Origin of the sequence: Lujinxingia vulgaris, from assembly GCF_007997005.1 — a bacterium.
GTDB lineage: Bacteria > Myxococcota_A > Bradymonadia > Bradymonadales > Bradymonadaceae > Lujinxingia.
On record NZ_VOSL01000058.1, the window covers coordinates 50,457 to 68,124 of the forward strand.

A 17,668-nucleotide genomic window follows, 5' to 3' on the forward strand; every position below is an offset into this window, starting at 1 on the left:
TTCGTAGAGCACCATCATCGCGCCTCATTTCTACAAGCGACGGGACACCTCATGGGAAGCATCACGTCCAAACACGCCGCCGCACATCCAGCCCGCATCCTCCTCGTCGAAGACAGCCCCACCCAGGCGCACTACCTGGCGGCGATGCTTGAAGACGCCGGACACCAGGTTGAGATCGCCCGCGACGCCGAGAACGCCTGGAGCGCCCTGGAGCAACGCAGCTTTGACCTCGTCCTCAGCGACGTGCATATGCCCGGCGAGAGCGGCATTGAGCTCTGCAGCCGCATCAAGTCCGACTCCCGCTTCGAACCCCTCAAAGTCGTACTGCTGACCGCCCTCTCCGACGCCCTCAGCTTAATGCGCGGTCTGGGCGCCGGCGCCGACTACTTCATGACCAAAGAGCGCGGCGACGATTTTCTGCTCCACCAGATCGACCGCGTACTCAAGCCCGACACGCCTCATGACGTCGCACCGCCCCCCGCAGAATGGGAAGGCGAGCTGCAAGATATTGACGAGACCCATCGTCAGCTCGCACGCATCCTCACCACCGCTTTCGAAGACCTCTACCTGATCAGCGACGAACTTCGCGCCAGCCGCGAGAGCGTCCAATCCACACTGCGCAGCGTCCTCAATACCGTGCCTGTTGGCGTCATCATCACCCGGTCCGATGGCACCACTCGCCTGGCGAACCGCGCCGCCCGAGGCATGCTCGGCATCGACGATCTCATCCCCGTCTCCCAGTGGTGCGAGCGCCTGGGGCTGCAGACACCTGACCGCCGCCCTCTGCAACCCGACGCGCTCCCCACCCACCTCACCCTCCAGGATCGCGAAGCGCGCCTCGAGATCGAGCTCCTGATCCGCCGCGAAGACGGCGAACCTCTGCCGGTACTGGTCAACACCCAGCCGGTCCGTAACAAGCAGGGACAACTCGAAGAAGTCATCACCACCATCACCTCCATCGTCGAACGCAAACGCATCGACATCATCCGCGAGCAGCTCGTTCAACTCGATCACCTCGCGGCCATTGGCGAACTCGCAGCGAGCATCGCGCATGAGATCAACAACCCCTCGGCCTACGTCATGGCCAACCTCTCGGTGGTGCGCCAGCACCACTGCGCGGAGCTCAACGCGTTTACGCAAAAGCTCGACGCCCTCATCGCCACGGAGCCCGACCCGGAGCGCGCCCGCGCGCTCAAGGATCTGATGAGCAGCCACAACGTGCGCCACCTCGTCGACGATCTTCAGGACACCATCGACGAAAACCTGAGCGGTATGTCCCGCATCAAGACCATCGTGGGCGAGCTACAAGACTTCGCGCGGCCACCCTCGTCACCGCCTATGACGACCGTCGCTCTGCAAGACGTGGCGACCACGGCCATGAAGATGGTCTACAACGCCCTGCGCTACAGAACGAACTTCTCGATCGACGCCCCGCTCGAGCTGGCCTTTGTGCGCGCCCAACCGGTCCGACTTGTTCAGGCCATCCTCAACCTGCTGCTTCATGCCGCGCGCTCCTTCCCCGAAGATCAACATCAACGCGACGTCATCCTGCGCGTCCGCCAGGACACCTCCACCGCCTCCATCATCATTGAGGCCAACGGCAACCCGCCCATCGAGCAAGACGTCCAGGCCATCATCAGCCCCTTTCATCAGGGGCAGCTGCGCAATGAACAGCGTGGCCTGAGCCTCTCGGTCTGCGCCGACATCATCAAGACCTTCCGCGGCACCCTGCGTCTGCATCCGCTCGATGACGACGCCGGGATGTGTTTCGAGGCCACCTTCCCCCTGCACGACGCCCCCGACACTGAACCCGTTGAGCTGCGCGTCCCCGAGCCCGAGAGCGACACGCCCGAAGAACCTTAAACTCGCCGAACGCACCGGCGAGCACATTTCCTGAAAAAAATAACAGGGAAAAAATCTTCAGTTTCGGCATTGCTTCCGGACCGCTCGTGGTGAGGATCACGGACCATCACCTTGTAGGCCCACCCTGCACTTCGAGTTTGATATGCCTGGTTTTCCAGCCCTCGCCGTCCTCATCGCAATGCCCCTGATGGCCCCCTCGCCGGCCCCCCTCTACGAGGCACCGCAGCCCCACGTGACCTCTGCGCTCACCGCACGTTCGGGCCTTGCCCTCGCGAGCGATCCCGCGGAGTCGGAGGCCACACCGCCCGACCTCAGCGGGCGCTTTGCTCAGAAGCTGGTCACCACCGCGCGCGCCAAAGTCATGGGTGTCGGACGCGTCGACACCACCACCACCGCCTACCTTATTGTCGACGTGGAACAGGAGGGCACCCGCCTGCGCATGAAGTCGCGCGCGTGCAACGCCACCCTCGACGGCTCGCGGGTGGTCCGCACGACCATCCCCGACGCCTTCGTCGAGAGCCTCCCGGAGCGCACACGCCGCGGCACACTGCGCCGCGACAACGATGCCTGGGTCCTCGATGTGGCCCGAGCCTGGGACATCCGCGGCGTTCGACTTCGCGACCCCGCCAATGAGACCTTGCCCGAAGACGCCGACGACCCGCGCGTCTTCGACCAGGATGGCGACGGGCACCCGGGCCTCTCCGTGCAGGTCGAGGGCCTTATCGACGGCGAAGTTCGCGTGGTGCAGCGCGGCTGGGACGAATACTCCTTCCACGTTCAGGCCCCGGATCACCTGCGTGGCAGCGTCCGCTGGAACAGCGAGCAGAGCGTCGTCGACGCCACCAGCCGATTTCTACGCGGCGGCCCCGAAGCCGAGCCCCTGAGCAACCCCGATCTCAACTACGTGGAACTCAAACGCGTCGCCCCCTCGGTCGACTGTCAGGCCCTGAAGTCCAGGCCTGACGCCGTCTTTTCCGACTAAGCGTGCTCGACCTGCGAGACGCCACGCCCCACCTGCACCGCGCCCTCCAGGTGCGTGAGGCGACCATCGGGGCTCTGACAGCAGATCTCAAACCCTCCGGCCTCATCATCGGCCGGCCAGGCGGCGATCCACAATCGCGCCGGCAACTTCACCGGCTTGCGAAATCGCACCGAGAGCGCCACCGGAGCCTGCACGTCGATCAGCTCCTGCACCTCCCCCCAGGCCCGCGAGAGCGTCCACATCCCGTGCGCGATCGCCCGATCAAAGCCGAAGGGCCGCGCCGTCCACGCATGCAAATGAATCGGGTTGAAGTCGCCAGAGACCGCCGCATAACGCCGCCCCAGATCTTCAGGAGCGCGCACCATCACCGACACCCGGGCGCCCTGGCGCTCCCCTACCTCCGGCGCCCTCCTGGAACTCGATGTCTGCTTCGATCGCTTCGAGCGCACCGGCGAGAGCGCCCGCAGGCGGCTCTCCCAGACAAGCTCGTCGCCGACGTAAGCCTCACTGACCAGCGACACCACATAACCGAGCCGCTCATCCCACTGCCCCTCGTCGACCCGCGCGCTCAAACGCAGCACCTCGTCCACCTTCACCGCCCGGTGCTGATGCAGGCTGTTCTCAAGATGCACCAGGCCCAGCGCCGGCAGGCCGAAGTCCGCGTGCGCGATGATCGCGGCGTGCAGCGGCGTAGCGAGCACCTGCAGATAAGGCAGCGGCACCACACCGTGATCCGCGATCCCGCAGAGCGCGCGATAACGCGCGAGCTCATCGTGATCGATGCGCACCCGATCCACACGCGCGCTCAACGCCTTCAGCTCGGTCTGTGGCGTGGGCACGGCGCGGCGGCGCGCGGCGGCCTTTACATAAAGGGGGCCCAGCGCGGGCAACGCCTCAAACACCATCTCGTTTTGCGTCCCCGTTTGCATCACTTCACCTCCCAGACCGCTTCACGCCGCCAGGTCGCAGGCCAGGCCGCGCCCTTATTGCCCGGAATCCCTCGCCCCTTCGGGTCGACCACGAAGTTGTTCACATCACCAAACGCGCGCTCCGCGTTGACCTTCTCGTCACGCCGTCGCATCGGCTCGAGCCTGCCGCCCCGCGCCATCTGAACCACCTCATGCGGCCCCGGGCGAAGATCGACGAGCTTGCCCTGGCGGCGCGGGTTCATCAGCTGCTCCTCATTACCAATCGGGTCGGCCACCGTCTTCGCTTTGAGCGTCCACACCAGGAGCGACGTAGGATCGCGCCCCTCAAAGGTCTTCGCCAGAAGATCGGGCTGACCGTAAAACGCCTTGCCGATGTCATTCTGGTTGACCGGACCGGCCATCAGGCAGAGCCCCGCGAGCAGATCGCAGCCCTCGGGCAGCTCCATCACCCCCATCAACTCGGCGACAAGCCCGCTGCGCGCCGCACACGCGCCGATAGCGCGCACGCACTGATCCCAGTCCAACCCAGCCCTGGCCACCTCGCGACGAGAGAGCCCCCCGATGTAGATGCGCTGCCCGGCCAGCCCGAAGGCCTTGCGCCCCCGCTCGGCGTTGCGACTAAACGCCCGGCCCACCGGAAGATCGGCCCAGGTCGGCAGGGTCGCAATCACCCGGTCGGTCACCTCATCAAGCCCGCGCTGAACCTCGTGAATGCGCGCCTGCCCCGCGGGCGTCAGCACGTCGATTCGCTCCAGCATCATCAGGCGCTTGGCCCGCTCGCGATCGCAGCCAGTCCAATGCGCAAACGCGTTGTAGGCCGCGCGACCGGCCATCACCGTGAGCTCCTCCGGAACCACCATCCCCTGATCGTGCTGATACTCCTCGGGTGCGCTCTCATCGGCGTTGCTACCCGGTTGAATGCGCTCACTTCGAAACGCCATCAAGTTCGCGCCGATCTTGCGGCAGAGCTCCCGCGAAAGCGAAACCCCCTCCCCCGGCAGCGCGCGGCCCACCTGCGCGACCAGCGCCACCCGCCAGCCCTGGGCGCGCTCCGTCGAGGTCAACCCGCACATCTCCTCGATCGCGCGCAACATCGGACGGTTCTCTTTGCGTCGCGGCTCGCTGCAAAAGGGCGCCGAGAACACCTGCGCGCGCCGCCGCCCACAGGAGGCCACCACCGCCGCGCGCTCCATCGCGTCCGCCAGAATGCCCACGTGCAGCTGCTGCAGATACCCCACCGAGGGGATGTCGTCTTCATGCCAGAACTTCTTGCGCAACGCCCGATACGGCACCGTCAGCAAGCTCTTCACCGGCTTATGCCCGATCAGCGTCAAGAGCAGCGTAAAAGGCGTCCGGTAGGGCCGGCTCAGCACCACATGGGTATACGAGGCGTTGTCCAGCACCGGCGCATCCAGGTGCCCCAGGCTGCGCAGCACATGCGCCAGCCGCACCGAATCTTCAGGGCCGAAGCTCACCTGACGGTGCCCCCGAAAGTTCGTCGACTGCCGCGCGCTCATCACCCCCAGCGCGCACTCCTCAAAGAGCTCGCCCTCCTCAATCGCCTCCACCGCCCCGAACCCGCTCGGGCGCTCCAGCGAGAGCAGCTGCAACGCATCCTCCGCCTCTTCGCGACTCAGCGCCACGCGCCGCCGATAGCCCACCGGCGACGCGCTGTGCAGCTCCTCGGGGAGCGAGTAGCGCGTCTTTCGCTCGCCGACTTCTGCAAAGCTCGCCATACGTCGGCGCAGCGTGTTCGGAGGGGTGATCGCCACCACCTCCACCGGCTTCTGCTGACAACCATCACCAGGGGCATGCTCGGACTGCACTTCAGGCTCTGCGCTCATCGTGCGCCTCCCTTCTGTGGGGGATTCAAGGTGTGTGCAAACGCCGCCAGCCCTAGCCCGCCCCCGCGACTTTTTCAAGCCGAGGTGCGCGCCGGCGGTCGCATCACAAGCGCCAGCACCACCGCCAAAGCCGACATCGCGCCCAACACCACGAGCGCCCGCTCGAAGTGGGCGGCCTCCCCGATAAGCCAGGCCACCAGCGGCGGCCTCACCGCCGTGGAGCCGTTGCGCACCGCGTTGACCCCCTTTATCGCCCCCAACGCCTCAATGAAGAGAGCGCACAGGCCAGAAAGCTCAGGCCGACCACCGTCCAGCCGTAAAAACGCGGATTGGGGAAGAGGCGCGCCCACAGCGCGCCTCCGCGGCCGGGAGATGAAGATGTCATAGGATGGGTCTGGGAACAGAGAGCGAGGACGCCCGCACTCTGGCGAGCGCGCCTACTTTAGCGACTTTCCCACCCGCGTCGACCTTGCTGTGCCCCGGGCGACGACGCGCACTCACCCCTTCACAGCATCGCGCAGCGCCTCCTCCACCTCCGGATGCTCAAAGCGATAGCCCCCCTCCTCAAGCCGTTTCGGGCGTACGCGCTGGCCCTTGAGCAGCATCTCTTCGGCCATCTCACTGCCCAGCGCCACCTTCAGCGCAAAGCCCGGCGTCGGAACCACCGCCGGACGGTTCATGGCGTGGCCCAGCGCTTTTGCAAACGCGGCGTTGGGCACCGGATTGGGGCTGACCACGTTGATCGGCCCCTCGATCTTCGACTCCAGCAAGAGCCAGCACAGCGCCCCCACCACGTCGTCCAGCGCCACCCAGCTCATGTACTGCTCACCGCTGCCCATCGGCCCACCCACGCCCATCTTAAAGGGGAGCATCATCTTATCGAGCGCTCCCCCTTCCGAGGAGGTGATCACGCCAAAGCGCGCGTTGACCACACGCACGCCCGCCCCACGCGCCGGCTCGCAGGCCCCCTCCCACGCCCGACACACCTCCGCCAGAAACCCCTCCCCGGACGCCGAGCCCTCATCGACCCACTGACTCCCCGTGTCGCCATAATACCCCACCGCCGACGCGCAGATCAGCGTCTTTGGCCCCTTCTCCATCCTCGCCAGCGCCCCGGCAATCAGCTCGGTGCCCTGAACCCGACTCTCCAGAATCCGCCGCTTCTGCGCCTCGGTCCACCGCCCCGCCGCCAGGCTCTCACCGGCCAGGTGCACCACCGCGTCCACGCTGGCGAGCGCCCCCTCATCAAGCTCCCCACGCTCGGCGGACCAGTAGATGCCGTCGCGTTCGCGCGAGCGCACCATCGCCACCACCTCCACGCCCTCGGCCTCCAGCCGCTCCCGCAACGCCCCACCCACAAGCCCGCTCGCACCACTGATCGCCACTCGATTCATTGCATCATCCTCATACTGGACACTCGCATCGCCGCGACCATCGGGGCGACTTCGGCTGCGAAAAGTAGAGCACCCGGCCTTGTTTTCAAGCCCCCGGTGTGTTCCTTCGCCCGTTAGAGGCATCGACACATCCCTTTGATGCCTCTACAACGCCCCTATTCGCAGCATCTCCCCTTCTGCCGCAAGGCCGATGAAGGCCCCTGCCTCCCGCGTCCTGAGCGACGAACGATGGCGTTCTTAACCTCTCAATCTGCGCGCTCACCGCTGGCCGGCGTCCATCGCCTCGCGCTGGCGCTGCTGGTTTTTGGCACGCTCCTCGGGCTCTCGCCACGCCTCAGCGCGCAACCGGCGCCGACGATTCGCGTGACCGCGCAGAACACCGTCTCGCTGGCCGGCGGCGTCAAAGTGATCGCCGACCCACAGGCGCGCTACGCCCCGGCCGACCTCCCCGAGCTGAGGCGCATCGCCGGCGAGATCCCCCTCTACCCCGGCGGCACCCTCCCCTACGAGGTCGGCCGCCACGTGCTGCTCTTCGACGTCATCAACACCGCCCCAGACCCCAACGTCGTGCTCTCCTTTTTGCTCCCCACCGTGCAGGAGGTCGAGCTCATCGCCACCCCCAGACTCGGCGGCCTGCCTCAACATCTTCGTACCGGTCGCGACCTTCACGCTCTCGACCGCCCCCTTCCCGTGGTCGGCCACAGCCTCCCCCTGGCGCTGCGACCCAACGAGCCCTACGAGCTCGCCCTCTTCATCACCGCCCGGGTCCCGCCGCATATCCATCTCGGTGAGATTGAGCTGCAGTCGCGCCGCACCTTCAACCAGCATAGCCTGCGCCTGCAGATCACGCTCTTGCTCTCCCTGGGCATCCTGCTGGCACTCACGGTGCACTCCCTCTCCATCTGGGCGCGGGTGCGCGAGCAGGTCTACCTCTACTTCGCCTGCTACACCTTCGCCTCCGCCATGCTCTGGCTGACACATTACGAGCTTTTGCGCATCTTCGTGATGCCCGACACCGACACCAGCCTGCTCAACCTGACGGCCAACAACGCGATGGTGCTCTTTGTGCTCCTCTTCTCCCGAGAGTTTCTGAGCCTGCGGCTGGTCTCACCGCGCCTGGCCCGCGTCTTCGATGCGGCCACCCTGGCCGTCACGCTCTTGCTCGGCGTCATCCCGATCGCGAGTTACACCCTGGTCTACCACCTGCAGGCCGGCGCCGCCGCGCTGGCGTTGAGCCTGATGGCCCTGGGCGTCTGGCGCTCCTGGCGCGCCGGGGTGAGCGCCGCGCGCATCTTTTTGCTGGCCTTCAGCCTGCTCTTTATCGGCGCGTCTCTGACCATCGCCGACGCGCTCATCCTCGATCTTCCCACCGCCACGGTGCGCCTGGCGACGTTGGCCAGCACCGCCTTAGGCATGCTGGCGATGGCCTATTCGGTGGCCGAGCGCATGCAACAACTCCAGGGCCGCGTCTCCACCGCCGAGAGCGTCGCACGCACCGACAGCCTCACTCGTCTGCGCAACCGCAGCGCCTTTGAAGACGACATCGCCGCGATGCTCGAGGCGGAGCAAAACCCCGACGTTATGGTCGTCTTCTGCGACCTCGACGGCCTCAAGACCATCAACGATGCCCACGGCCACAAACACGGCGACGAGCTGCTCTTCGCGTTCGCCGACGAGCTTCAGCAGGGGTTTCGCGACGTCGACCACATCTACCGCATCGGCGGCGATGAGTTCGTGCTCCTGCTGCCCAACCCCGGCGCCCCCGGCGACCGCGACTGGCTCGACGAGCGCTTTTCGCGCATCCTGGAGCGGCTGCGCCGACGTGGGTTTCAGCGCGCCGACGTCAGCACCGGCGCCGCCCACCTCGATGAGGTCGCGGGCGACCCGATGGGCGCTCTGGCCCTGGCCGACAGCCGCATGTACCACATCAAGAACGCCAAAAAGGGCGCCGCCAACAAGCGCGCGCCCTCTCCGGCCTGAGTCCCACCCTCGCCTCACTCCGCGATCGTCACCTCCAGGCGGAAACTTCCCTCCGAGAGCAGCTCCCCGTCGACGATGATGTAGCTGGGCTCGCCACCGGGCGCCTCAAAATCCAGCGTCTCCGCATCTCCCGGACCGCTGAACACCGTGCCTGCCAGACACACCGAGGTCTCACACCCGCTGCGCACGTAGATCATCGGATCAAAGCTCACCTCATTGGGCTCCACGCGCACGCGGTAGCTGGTGGCCTCGGCCGGATTCACCACGTAGATGAGCTCCGGCCCGCTGACGCGACCGCTGGGGCACCCCTCACCATCGGCGTCCTGGTTCTCCGGCCCGCCCACAGTGGTCTGCGCGTCGAGCACCCCACCCTCGGTCACATCGATGGCCTGCTCACAGCTCGTCCCGTCTCCCGAGGGGGGATCGTCGGCATCGGGCTCCTCAGCGTCCGGTTCCTCGGCGTCAGGATCCTCGGCATCGGGCTCCTCGGCGTCAGGATCCTCGGCATCGGGCTCCTCGGCGTCAGGATCCTCGGCGTCCGGTGCCACATCGCCACCGGCATCACCGCCGCTATCCTCAATGGTGCCGACATCCGAGGGGTCATCCACATCTCCCGCACAGCCGGCAGCGCCCACGCTGCACATCAAAGCCACCGCCACCATCCGCCAGAATTCACGTCGCATCGCATCTCCTGCCATCGTCCCGTTCCGGTTCATCACAGTCATCTCGCTCGCCAGGGCGCGTGCCGTTGTCCGGCTCGCCACCCGGGATCGGCAGTGATACCATCAATCCCATCGTCATTCACCTCCCCGGGGAGCATGGTATCAGAAGCTACCCCGGGATCGCTGCGGCACCACCGCTGCGCCTTGGAGCGCTTCGGGCGGTGCTTATGCTCAATCATTGTGCTCATTTTACCCTACGACCACTCGCGCGCCTGCCTCCACGCCGTCTCGTCGCGCCGCTTCACGGAGGAAGCACCCTCATGGCTCTAACCCCCGACTCCTTTCGAAAAAGCCCCCACCTGCAGGCCACGCTGATGATCTGCAGCGCATTGCTCGCCATCCTCGGGCTCGCCGCCTGGGCTTACTTCGGTGGCTGAACGTGCGCCTGCAAGGCCGCACGCACCGCCTCAAAAAGCTCATCGGCCCCCCGATGAAAGAGGCTGACCTTCTCCACGAAGACATAGGCCAGCCGCCCATCCTGCCCCACCAGAAAGTTCGCCCGATGCGCCCGGCCGCCGGACATCATCCCGGTGCCGGCGTAGGCGTCGATCACCTCGCGCTGCGGATCGGCCAGCAGGGCGAAGGGAAATTTATGCTCCTCTGTGAAGCGGCGGTGCTTATCGATGGTGTCGTCGCTGATCCCCAGCATCTGCACCCCCAGCGACTCAAAACGCGCGTAGCCGTCGCGGTAGCCGCACAACTGCCGGGTGCACACCGGCGAAAAATCCCCGGGGTAGAAGACCAGCAGCACCGGCCCCCGCTTCAGCGCCTGACTCAAGCGCACCGGACGACCCGAGGCATCGGGCAGCTCAAACTCCGGCGCGCGATCACCGACCTCTAACTTCGCCATCTTCGACCCCGGATGCGATCTCCACCTGCTGACGCTCACGATGTTGCCATGGAGTAATGATGACGCTCACCGGCCTGCCTGACAAATCTTCGCTGGAGCTTCCCGAGCTCCCCCTCACCCCGACGCTGACCCTCGACCCCTCGCGCACCGCGCTGATCGTGGTCGATATGCAGAACGACTTCGTTGATCCGGACGGCTCGCTCTTTGTGCCGGCCGCCCCCTCCACCCTGCCGGCCATCGAGGCGCTGGTGGAGCGCGCGCGCAAGAGCGGCGCGCGCGTCGTCTTCACCCAGGACACCCACACCAGCGACGACCGCGAGTTCGAGATCTGGCCCGTTCACTGCATGTTGGGCTCCCGGGGCTGGCAGATCGTGGACCGACTCAGCCCGCAGCCCGGCGATCACGTGGTGCAAAAAGCCCGCTACGATGCCTTCTACGGCACCGAGCTCGAGCATTACCTCTCGCGCATCTGGAAGATCGAGACGGTGATCATCGTGGGCACCGTCGCCAACATCTGCGTCGCCCAGACCGCCGCCTCCGCCGGGCTCCGCTGGTTCGATGTGGTCGTGCCCGCCGACGGCATCAGCGCGCTCACCGCGTTTGATCAGGCCTCGACCCTGCGCCAGATCACCTCGCTCTACAACGGCAAGGTGGTCGCGCACGGAGCCGATCTGAACTTCGGCTGAGCGCATCGTCTGCGCGCGCTCCAGCGCGCCCTATGCGCGCCCCGGGTTGTAGGAGGGCGGGTCACTGGCCGGAAACGACTCCCAGACCGCCTCCTCCACCCGATCTTCATCGCCCGGGGCCTCTCCTGAGGTGCCGACCCGCTCCGGAGGATGCTCCCCGGGGGAGGTCAGCGCCGAGGCCTTCTCCAGCTTTACTTCGTCGAGCGACTCGCAGATCGCCTCCAGACGATCGTGGGTCTGAGCCTGCTCACGCTCCACCTCCTTGAGCGCGCGCCGGAGCACCTCCTCGGCGCGCTTCGCTTCATGTGCGTCGGCGGCGTGCGCTCGCACCCACAGCGCGTCTTCTACCGCCCTCTCCCGCTGGCTGAGCGTGGCGTCGATCCGCGCCAGCAGCGCGCGCAATCGTCGATGCTCGCTCTTCCACGCCCCCACCTCCCGAACCCAGCGCGTCACATCCGATACGTCCTGCTTCTTCGTACTCATAGTTCTCCCGGGCTTACGTCTCACCACTGAAGTAACGAGCCCAAACCTGCTCACAACCCGCAAGATCTCAAGCGTTCCGCGTATGAGCGCCCCCTTCCCCGCATGGTGTCTATGTTCTTGCCCGGGAGCCCCTCGCCACCACGCAAGGAGTGATTATGGCCACCCTTACCCGGTCCCCTCGCCGCGCCGCGCTGGTCTACGCTTTCATCCTCACCGCCGGCATCTGGCTGCTGCTCTCCCCCTACCTGCTGGGGTTTGCCTGGGATCCGAACGCCTGGTGGAACGCCACCCTCATCGGCGCGAGCCTCACGCTCATCGCGCTGTTGCGCTTTGCCAACCCCACCGGCCTCACCGGTCTGCGCTGGACGACGCTCATCGTCGCCCTCTGGCTGATGATCAGCCCTTTTGTCGCCGACTACTACGACATCCGCGCCGCCTTCTGGAACGCCTTTATCCTCGGCGCCCTCACCCTGGTGGTGGCCACCAGTGAGGCGGCATCGCGCCCCCTTCGCGCCAGATAACCCCTGCAAATCAACCACTTAGCACAAAACAGCAACCTGTCGTCGCACGGACGCTCGGCCTCGCGACGCCGCAGCCGGGCGCCTTACTCTCGCTCGCGTCTCCCCCTGCATCGAATCAACCGAGCCGCCGCCCTCACCCCACCGGTGGGGCCCCGGGGCGGCGAGTGAGCACGATGGGCTCATCGCGCGTGATGATCATGGTGTGCTCGAACTGCGCCACAAGCCCGCGGTTCTCGGTGAGCAGCGTCCAGCCGTCATCGCTGTCTTCGACCTCTTTGGCGCCCATCGCCAGAAAGGGCTCCAGCGTGAGCACCATCCCCTCTTTGAAGCGGCGCTTCTCGCTGCGGTCGTAAAAATGCGGGATGAAGCTGGGCTTCTCATGCAGGCTGCGCCCGATGCCGTGGCCGCCCAGGTTGCGGATGACCGTGAACCCGCGCTTGCGCGCCATCGTCTCCACCACGCGCCCCACCATCTGAATGGGCCGACCGTGGCGCGCCATGCTCATCGCCTTCTCCAGCGCCTCCTCGGTGGCGCTGAGCAGCGCCTGCTGCTCCTCGGTGATCGTGCCCACCCCGAACGAGGCGCCCGAATCCCCGAAAAAGCCGTCGAGCTCCGCCGAGACATCGATGTTCACAAGATCCCCCTCGGCGATCTCCAGATCGCCAGGGATCCCGTGGGCGGCGCGGTGGTTGACGCTGATGCAGGTCGCACCCGGGAAGTTGTAGACGAGCTCCGGGGCCGAGCGCGCCCCGTGCTTCTCCAGGTACGCTCGCCCGATCGCGTCGAGCTCCCCGGTGGTCATGCCCGCCTTAAGGTGGTCGGCCATCTCCTGGATGGTCTCGGCGACGATGCTTCCGATACGTCGCAACTTCGTCAGATCAGCTTCCGAAATGGCCATGGACGATCCCTGAAAAAATGGTGGCAAACCCCGCAGGATGCGGGCCTGCCCCCTTATGTCACACTCACGCAAAAAAACTCAAAACGATTTCTTGGCCACGCCTAATCGTGAACGCGGCCCGCTGTGGCTCGCGCAGTGTCGTCGCCTGCGCCCGCCTGTCAACCCGCGCCGCGCCACGCTCCCGCATCGCAACGCCCCGTTTTGTGGTGAGGCGGCCGCCCCTACCTTTGATCAGGAGCCTTGCTCTCAAGCCCCGCCAGCACGGGGCCTCACCACCTCGCGCCAGGGAGCCTCACGATGGAACATCCTCATCCCCAACGCCTGCGCCCGCCTCCCCGCGAGCGCTTCGCCGACGATCTCACCACCTTCGATCTGGTCCGCACCTTTGACGCCCTCGATCTCGAAGAGGGCGCCTCCACCGACGGCCACCGCCAGATCACCCTCTTTAAACGCGGCCCCTTCACGCTGATGGCCCTTAGCTTTGAGGCCGACGCCACCTGGCCGCGCCACCTCACCGACGGGGTGGTCACCCTGGAGCTTATTCGCGGCCACGTCGACATCTTCACCTCCGAGGGCCGCCACACCCTGCTCGACCGGGGCTTGAGCGTGATCCAGCCCCGCGTCGCCCTCTCGGTCCACGCGCCCAAAGCCTCCCACCTGCTCATGGGCGTGTACCTGGAACCCGAAGACTGATCACCGATCCCCGAAATGCCGAAAAGATCGCGCCGGCCGGCAACTTCTCGCGCGCCGGCGCGATAACAAAAGGGAGAGGCGCACCCACCACCGGGCGCGCCGCCCTGAACTTCGACCTTTAAGGGGGATGGATATGGCCCGCTCTTACCACTGCCGCGCTTCGCTCAAACCCTTCGACCACGCCCGCGCCCTGAGCCGGCTTGAAACCCTCTTCCACGCCCGCTCCGAAAATCCCCACTCGCCCTTAAGCGAACTTCGCGCCGAGATCTTCGACGCCGGCTGCACCGCCTCACAGCTTGAGCGCACCCTCATCGCGCTGGCCACCCACCCCGACCCACACGCCGACGCGCTGCTCGATCACCCCGCCCTCTCTTTTGACTGCCCTCGCCGCGCCTTCGCGCTGACGATCGCCCGCAAGCTGCGCGCGCGACGCCGGAGCCACCGCGATACAGGCTCCGACGCCGCCTCATCCGAGCGCCGCGCGGCCTGAACGCCGCGCAGCCCCGGATCACAACGCGATGAATCAGCCTTCGCCCAGCTTACGCTCCAGCATCTCGCGCACCTTCACCGCGTCGGCGGCGCCACCGGTGGCGCGCATCACCTGCCCGATAAAGAAGCCCAGCAACGTGGTCTTACCCTCGCGGTAACGCGCCACGTTGTCGGGGTTGTTGGCCATCACCTCGTCGATCACCGGCTCCAGCGAGGCCGCGTCGCTGACCTTCTCCAGGCCCCGCTCGGCCACCACCTTCTCCGGATCGCCGGCGCCCTCCAGCACCGCCTGCAGCACCTCACGGCTGACCGCGGTGGTGATGCGATCGGCGTCGACCATCTTCACCAGCGCGGCCACATCCTCCGCAGAAAGATCGAGCGCGGCCACGGTCTTCTCTTCGGGCACCAGCGGCAGCACCTCGTTGACGATCCAGGGCGCCACCGACGCCGGGGTGTCGTAGCTGGCGAGCGCCGCCTCAAAGAAGGTCGCCACGTCCATATCCCCGCTGAGCAGGTCGGCGTCGTCTTCGCTCAGGCCGAGCTCCTGGCCGTAGCGCACCTGGCGGGCCGCGAGCTCCGGGTTGGCCGCGCGGGCCTGGTCACGCTCGTAGGAGGCCGGGCGCTTGTTCGGACGATCATCGCTTGAGGAGGCCTTCGCACCCGCGTCTTTTGTGGACTTCTCGGCCTTCGGCTTCGGCGTTGCCTGCTTCGGCTCGTCCTTTTTCTGCTGCTTCGACCAGGAGTCCCGAAGCCCCACGATGCGGTTAAAGACCAGCGCGTCGGCCTCCGAGCTCCCGTCGCGCCAGAAGTACCCCTGACGCTCAAACTGGTAGCGCACATCGTCGGCGTCCTCGACCACGCTGGGCTCAATGAAGCCCTGCGCCACGACCAGCGACTCCGGGTTGAGGTAGTCCTGAAAGTCAACGTCGGCGTCGCCGTCGGGGCGCTCCACCGTAAAGAGCCGGTCGTAGAGGTTGAACGTGGCGGGCTTCGCCTCGGCCGCGCTCACCCAGTGGATCGTGCCGCGCACCTTGCGCCCGTCGGGCGTCGAGCCCCCACGCGACTCCGGGTCGTAGGTGCAGCGCAGCTCTTTGAGCTCGCCATCCTCCCCGTAAATCGCCTCATCGCAGGTGATGTAATAGCCGTAGCGCAGGCGCACCTCGGCGCCCGGCGCCAGCCGGTACCACTTCTTCGGGGCGTCTTCGAGGTAGTCGTCGCGCTCAATGTAGAGCTCGCGGCTAAAGGGCACCTTCCGCGTGCCCTCCAGGGGCACGTCGTGGGGGAAGTAGTCGGCGTCGAGCCACTCCACCTGACCCTCGGGGTAGTTGGTGATCACGACCTTCACCGGATCGATGACCGCCATCACCCGCGGCGCCTTCATGTTGAGCTCGTCGCGGATCGCGTACTCCAGCAGCTGAATATCGACGGTGCTGTTGGCCTTGGCCACGCCGATGAGCTGGCAGAAGTTACGCAGCGCCTCCGGGGGCACGCCGCGCCGGCGCATCCCGGCGATCGTCGGCATACGCGGATCGTCCCAGCCCTCCACAACCTCATCGCGCACCAGCTGCAAAAGCTTGCGCTTGCTCATCACCGTGTAGCCCAGGTTGAGCCTGGCAAACTCATACTGATGCGGCTCGCTCTCCACCGGGCAGTTGGCGATCACCCAGTCGTAGAGCTCGCGGTTGTTCTCAAACTCCAGAGTGCAGATCGAGTGGGTCACCCCCTCGATCGCATCTTCAAGCGCGTGAGCGAAGTCGTACATCGGGTAGATGCACCAGTCGTCACCGGTGTTGTGATGGGTGGCGTGGCGGATGCGGTAGATCAGCGGGTCGCGCATGAGCATGTTCGGGTTGCTCATGTCGATCTTCGCGCGCAACACGTGCTCGCCATCGCCGAACACCCCGGCGCGCATCTTCTCAAGCAGCTCGAGGTTCTCCTCCACGCTGCGGTCGCGGTAGGGGCTGGGCTTGCCCGGCTCGGTGAGCGTACCTCGCATCTGGCGGATCTCCTCCTGGCTCTGGCTGTCGACGTAGGCCTTGCCCTCTTTGACCAGGTGAACAGCACAGGCGTACATCGTCTCAAAGTAGTTCGACGCAAAATACAGATGCTCGCCCCAGTCATAGCCCAGCCAGCGCACGTCGTTCTGGATGGAGGCGACGTACTCCTGATCCTCGGTGAGCGGGTTGGTGTCATCGAAGCGAAGATGACACTGGCCGCCGTACTTCTGCGCGATGCCGAAGTTGAGCACGATCGACTTGGCGTGGCCGATATGCAGGTAGCCGTTGGGCTCGGGCGGAAAACGCGTCACCACGTTGACGACGCGCCCGGCCTCCAGGTCGGCGTCGATGATGTCGTGGATGAAGTTCGAAGGCGTCGGGGTGTCGGAGGGGTTTGTCATGATCTCGGAGCTTCAAAAGGAGGGATCCATCAACTCGGGCCCGCAGGCGAACCTTCGGGGGCATCTCGCGCTGTAGCCTATGCCAGAGATCGCGGCGCGCCAACACCCGCAACGCATTGGGTCTCATCACGGCTCACAAACGCCCGGGTCGGCCAGAAATCGCCCGGGTTGATTTGAAAGCCCCCGGCCCGGCGTTTATCCTGATGGCTGCCACGCCCCACCTGCCTGCCCGGAGACGATGCATGTTTCGCACCTTTCTTGAAAACGCCTGGAGCCACGCCCCGACCCGCGCCGTCATGCTCTGCTTCGGCGGTCTGCTCGGCGGCCTCGGGCTGAGCACGCTCTGGAACGCCGGCGAGTTCAGCTCGTTGAGCTTTGGCCTGAGCGCGACCTTCGCGCTTTTGTGGGGCGACTGGTTCCTGCGTCGCGACCGACACAACGTCGATCCCGCGGCGGTCTTTGCCAGCTTTGTAGCCACAAGTTACGTGGCCCTCTGGATGTTGCGCACCTTCTTCATCGGACCGGAGGCGGGCCCCTTCGCCACCGAGCTGTGGACGGTGCCCAACATGCTGGCCAACGCCGCCTTCGGGATCTTTACCTTCCTGGCGGTGGGCTCGGTGGCCGGGCTGACCTACCGCGCAGCGCTGGCCACCTGTCAAAAAGCGCCGCTTCGGCGAGGCATGAGCGCAGTGGCGATGATCGTGCCGGGGCTCTTCTTTCTGCACCTCTTTGAGAGCGTCGCGCGCAACATGAGCTTTTAAGCGCCGCGCGCCCTCTCGCACTCCTATCATGGCTCCGGGCTTCGTATGGATCGCCGTAACTTCCTGAAGCATCTCGCGGGCCTGAGCGCTCTGGCAGCGAGCGGCGCCTGGGTGGGGTGCGCAGCGTCCGCCCCCGCGGCGAGCCGCCGCCTGCCGCTGCGGGTGGGCGCGAGCG

General features: G+C 66.1%; 18 protein-coding genes. 8 read left to right on the forward strand and 10 right to left on the reverse strand.

Translation table 11 applies throughout. The features are described 5' to 3' along the window. Nucleotides 1-51 precede the first annotated feature (51 nt). Both FRC96_RS14785 and FRC96_RS14790 read left to right on the forward strand, forming a co-directional pair. Nucleotides 52-1,863 (forward strand): response regulator, encoded by a 1,812-nt coding sequence (locus FRC96_RS14785; protein ID WP_146975509.1) that lies wholly within the window; start codon nucleotides 52-54, stop codon nucleotides 1,861-1,863. A 142-nt stretch (nucleotides 1,864-2,005) separates the two neighbouring features. Then, nucleotides 2,006-2,845: a hypothetical protein gene (locus tag FRC96_RS14790; RefSeq protein ID WP_146975511.1), complete on the forward strand. Its 840-nt coding sequence runs from the start codon at nucleotides 2,006-2,008 to the stop codon at nucleotides 2,843-2,845. Here FRC96_RS14790 and FRC96_RS14795 read toward each other — a convergent pair. The 5 genes from FRC96_RS14795 to FRC96_RS14805 form a co-directional block, all read right to left on the reverse strand. Further along, nucleotides 2,842-3,774, reverse strand: coding sequence for a MaoC/PaaZ C-terminal domain-containing protein (locus tag FRC96_RS14795; RefSeq protein ID WP_146975513.1), 933 nt, complete (start codon nucleotides 3,772-3,774; stop codon nucleotides 2,842-2,844). The two genes, FRC96_RS14790 and FRC96_RS14795, sit on opposite strands and share 4 nt — an antisense overlap. Then, nucleotides 3,774-5,618 carry a hypothetical protein gene (locus tag FRC96_RS14800; RefSeq protein WP_146975515.1) on the reverse strand — a complete coding sequence of 615 codons (1,845 nt, stop codon included), beginning with the start codon at nucleotides 5,616-5,618 and terminating at the stop codon, nucleotides 3,774-3,776. Before FRC96_RS14800 ends, FRC96_RS14795 begins: the two co-directional genes overlap by 1 nt. Nucleotides 5,619-5,692: 74 nt before the next feature. Continuing rightward, nucleotides 5,693-5,878, reverse strand: coding sequence for a hypothetical protein (locus FRC96_RS22220; protein WP_230470285.1), 186 nt, complete (start codon nucleotides 5,876-5,878; stop codon nucleotides 5,693-5,695). Further along, complete coding sequence (locus FRC96_RS22225) at nucleotides 5,866-6,003, reverse strand: hypothetical protein (RefSeq protein ID WP_230470286.1); 138 nt, start codon at nucleotides 6,001-6,003, stop codon at nucleotides 5,866-5,868. The genes FRC96_RS22220 and FRC96_RS22225 overlap by 13 nt, the downstream gene beginning before the upstream one ends. Before the next feature lie 112 nt (nucleotides 6,004-6,115). Next, nucleotides 6,116-7,012, reverse strand: coding sequence for a TIGR01777 family oxidoreductase (locus tag FRC96_RS14805; protein ID WP_146975516.1), 897 nt, complete (start codon nucleotides 7,010-7,012; stop codon nucleotides 6,116-6,118). Between the two features lie 228 nt (nucleotides 7,013-7,240). On the opposite strand from FRC96_RS14805, the gene FRC96_RS14810 reads away from it, so the two are divergent. Further along, nucleotides 7,241-8,992: a GGDEF domain-containing protein gene (locus tag FRC96_RS14810; protein ID WP_230470287.1), complete on the forward strand. Its 1,752-nt coding sequence runs from the start codon at nucleotides 7,241-7,243 to the stop codon at nucleotides 8,990-8,992. Between the two features lie 14 nt (nucleotides 8,993-9,006). On the opposite strand, the gene FRC96_RS14815 is transcribed toward FRC96_RS14810, so the two are convergent. Together FRC96_RS14815 and FRC96_RS14820 are read right to left on the reverse strand one after the other, a co-directional pair. Then, nucleotides 9,007-9,675: a hypothetical protein gene (locus FRC96_RS14815; RefSeq protein WP_146975520.1), complete on the reverse strand. Its 669-nt coding sequence runs from the start codon at nucleotides 9,673-9,675 to the stop codon at nucleotides 9,007-9,009. 400 nt (nucleotides 9,676-10,075) lie between these two features. Further along, nucleotides 10,076-10,564: a redoxin domain-containing protein gene (locus FRC96_RS14820; protein ID WP_146975521.1), complete on the reverse strand. Its 489-nt coding sequence runs from the start codon at nucleotides 10,562-10,564 to the stop codon at nucleotides 10,076-10,078. A gap of 59 nt (nucleotides 10,565-10,623) precedes the next feature. Between FRC96_RS14820 and FRC96_RS14825 the strand changes: the two genes are divergently transcribed. Next, nucleotides 10,624-11,250 carry a cysteine hydrolase family protein gene (locus FRC96_RS14825; RefSeq protein WP_146975523.1) on the forward strand — a complete coding sequence of 209 codons (627 nt, stop codon included), beginning with the start codon at nucleotides 10,624-10,626 and terminating at the stop codon, nucleotides 11,248-11,250. A 30-nt stretch (nucleotides 11,251-11,280) separates the two neighbouring features. Here the strand turns inward: FRC96_RS14825 and FRC96_RS14830 are convergent, their stop codons facing one another. Further along, a complete protein-coding gene (locus FRC96_RS14830) occupies nucleotides 11,281-11,733 on the reverse strand; it encodes a hypothetical protein (RefSeq protein WP_146975525.1) in 453 nt (150 codons plus the stop codon). A gap of 155 nt (nucleotides 11,734-11,888) precedes the next feature. On the opposite strand from FRC96_RS14830, the gene FRC96_RS14835 reads away from it, so the two are divergent. Beyond that, the gene (locus tag FRC96_RS14835; protein WP_146975526.1) at nucleotides 11,889-12,254 is read left to right on the forward strand and encodes an SPW repeat protein; all 366 of its coding nucleotides are present in this window, start codon (nucleotides 11,889-11,891) and stop codon (nucleotides 12,252-12,254) included. Nucleotides 12,255-12,387: 133 nt separating this feature from the next. Here the strand turns inward: FRC96_RS14835 and map are convergent, their stop codons facing one another. Continuing rightward, on the reverse strand, nucleotides 12,388-13,152 hold the full coding sequence (gene map, locus FRC96_RS14840) for a type I methionyl aminopeptidase (protein WP_146975528.1): 765 nt from the start codon (nucleotides 13,150-13,152) through the stop codon (nucleotides 12,388-12,390). Nucleotides 13,153-13,449: 297 nt separating this feature from the next. Here map and FRC96_RS14845 point away from each other — a divergent pair, with 297 nt between their 5' ends. Then, nucleotides 13,450-13,845: a hypothetical protein gene (locus FRC96_RS14845; RefSeq protein WP_146975530.1), complete on the forward strand. Its 396-nt coding sequence runs from the start codon at nucleotides 13,450-13,452 to the stop codon at nucleotides 13,843-13,845. Nucleotides 13,846-13,978: 133 nt separating this feature from the next. Continuing rightward, complete coding sequence (locus FRC96_RS14850) at nucleotides 13,979-14,335, forward strand: hypothetical protein (RefSeq protein WP_146975532.1); 357 nt, start codon at nucleotides 13,979-13,981, stop codon at nucleotides 14,333-14,335. 33 nt (nucleotides 14,336-14,368) lie between these two features. On the opposite strand, the gene FRC96_RS14855 is transcribed toward FRC96_RS14850, so the two are convergent. Continuing rightward, nucleotides 14,369-16,732: a glutamine--tRNA ligase/YqeY domain fusion protein gene (locus tag FRC96_RS14855; RefSeq protein ID WP_146975534.1), complete on the reverse strand. Its 2,364-nt coding sequence runs from the start codon at nucleotides 16,730-16,732 to the stop codon at nucleotides 14,369-14,371. Nucleotides 16,733-16,974: 242 nt separating this feature from the next. On the opposite strand from FRC96_RS14855, the gene FRC96_RS14860 reads away from it, so the two are divergent. Continuing rightward, nucleotides 16,975-17,493: a hypothetical protein gene (locus FRC96_RS14860; RefSeq protein WP_146975536.1), complete on the forward strand. Its 519-nt coding sequence runs from the start codon at nucleotides 16,975-16,977 to the stop codon at nucleotides 17,491-17,493. The last annotated feature ends 175 nt before the right edge of the window (nucleotides 17,494-17,668 follow it).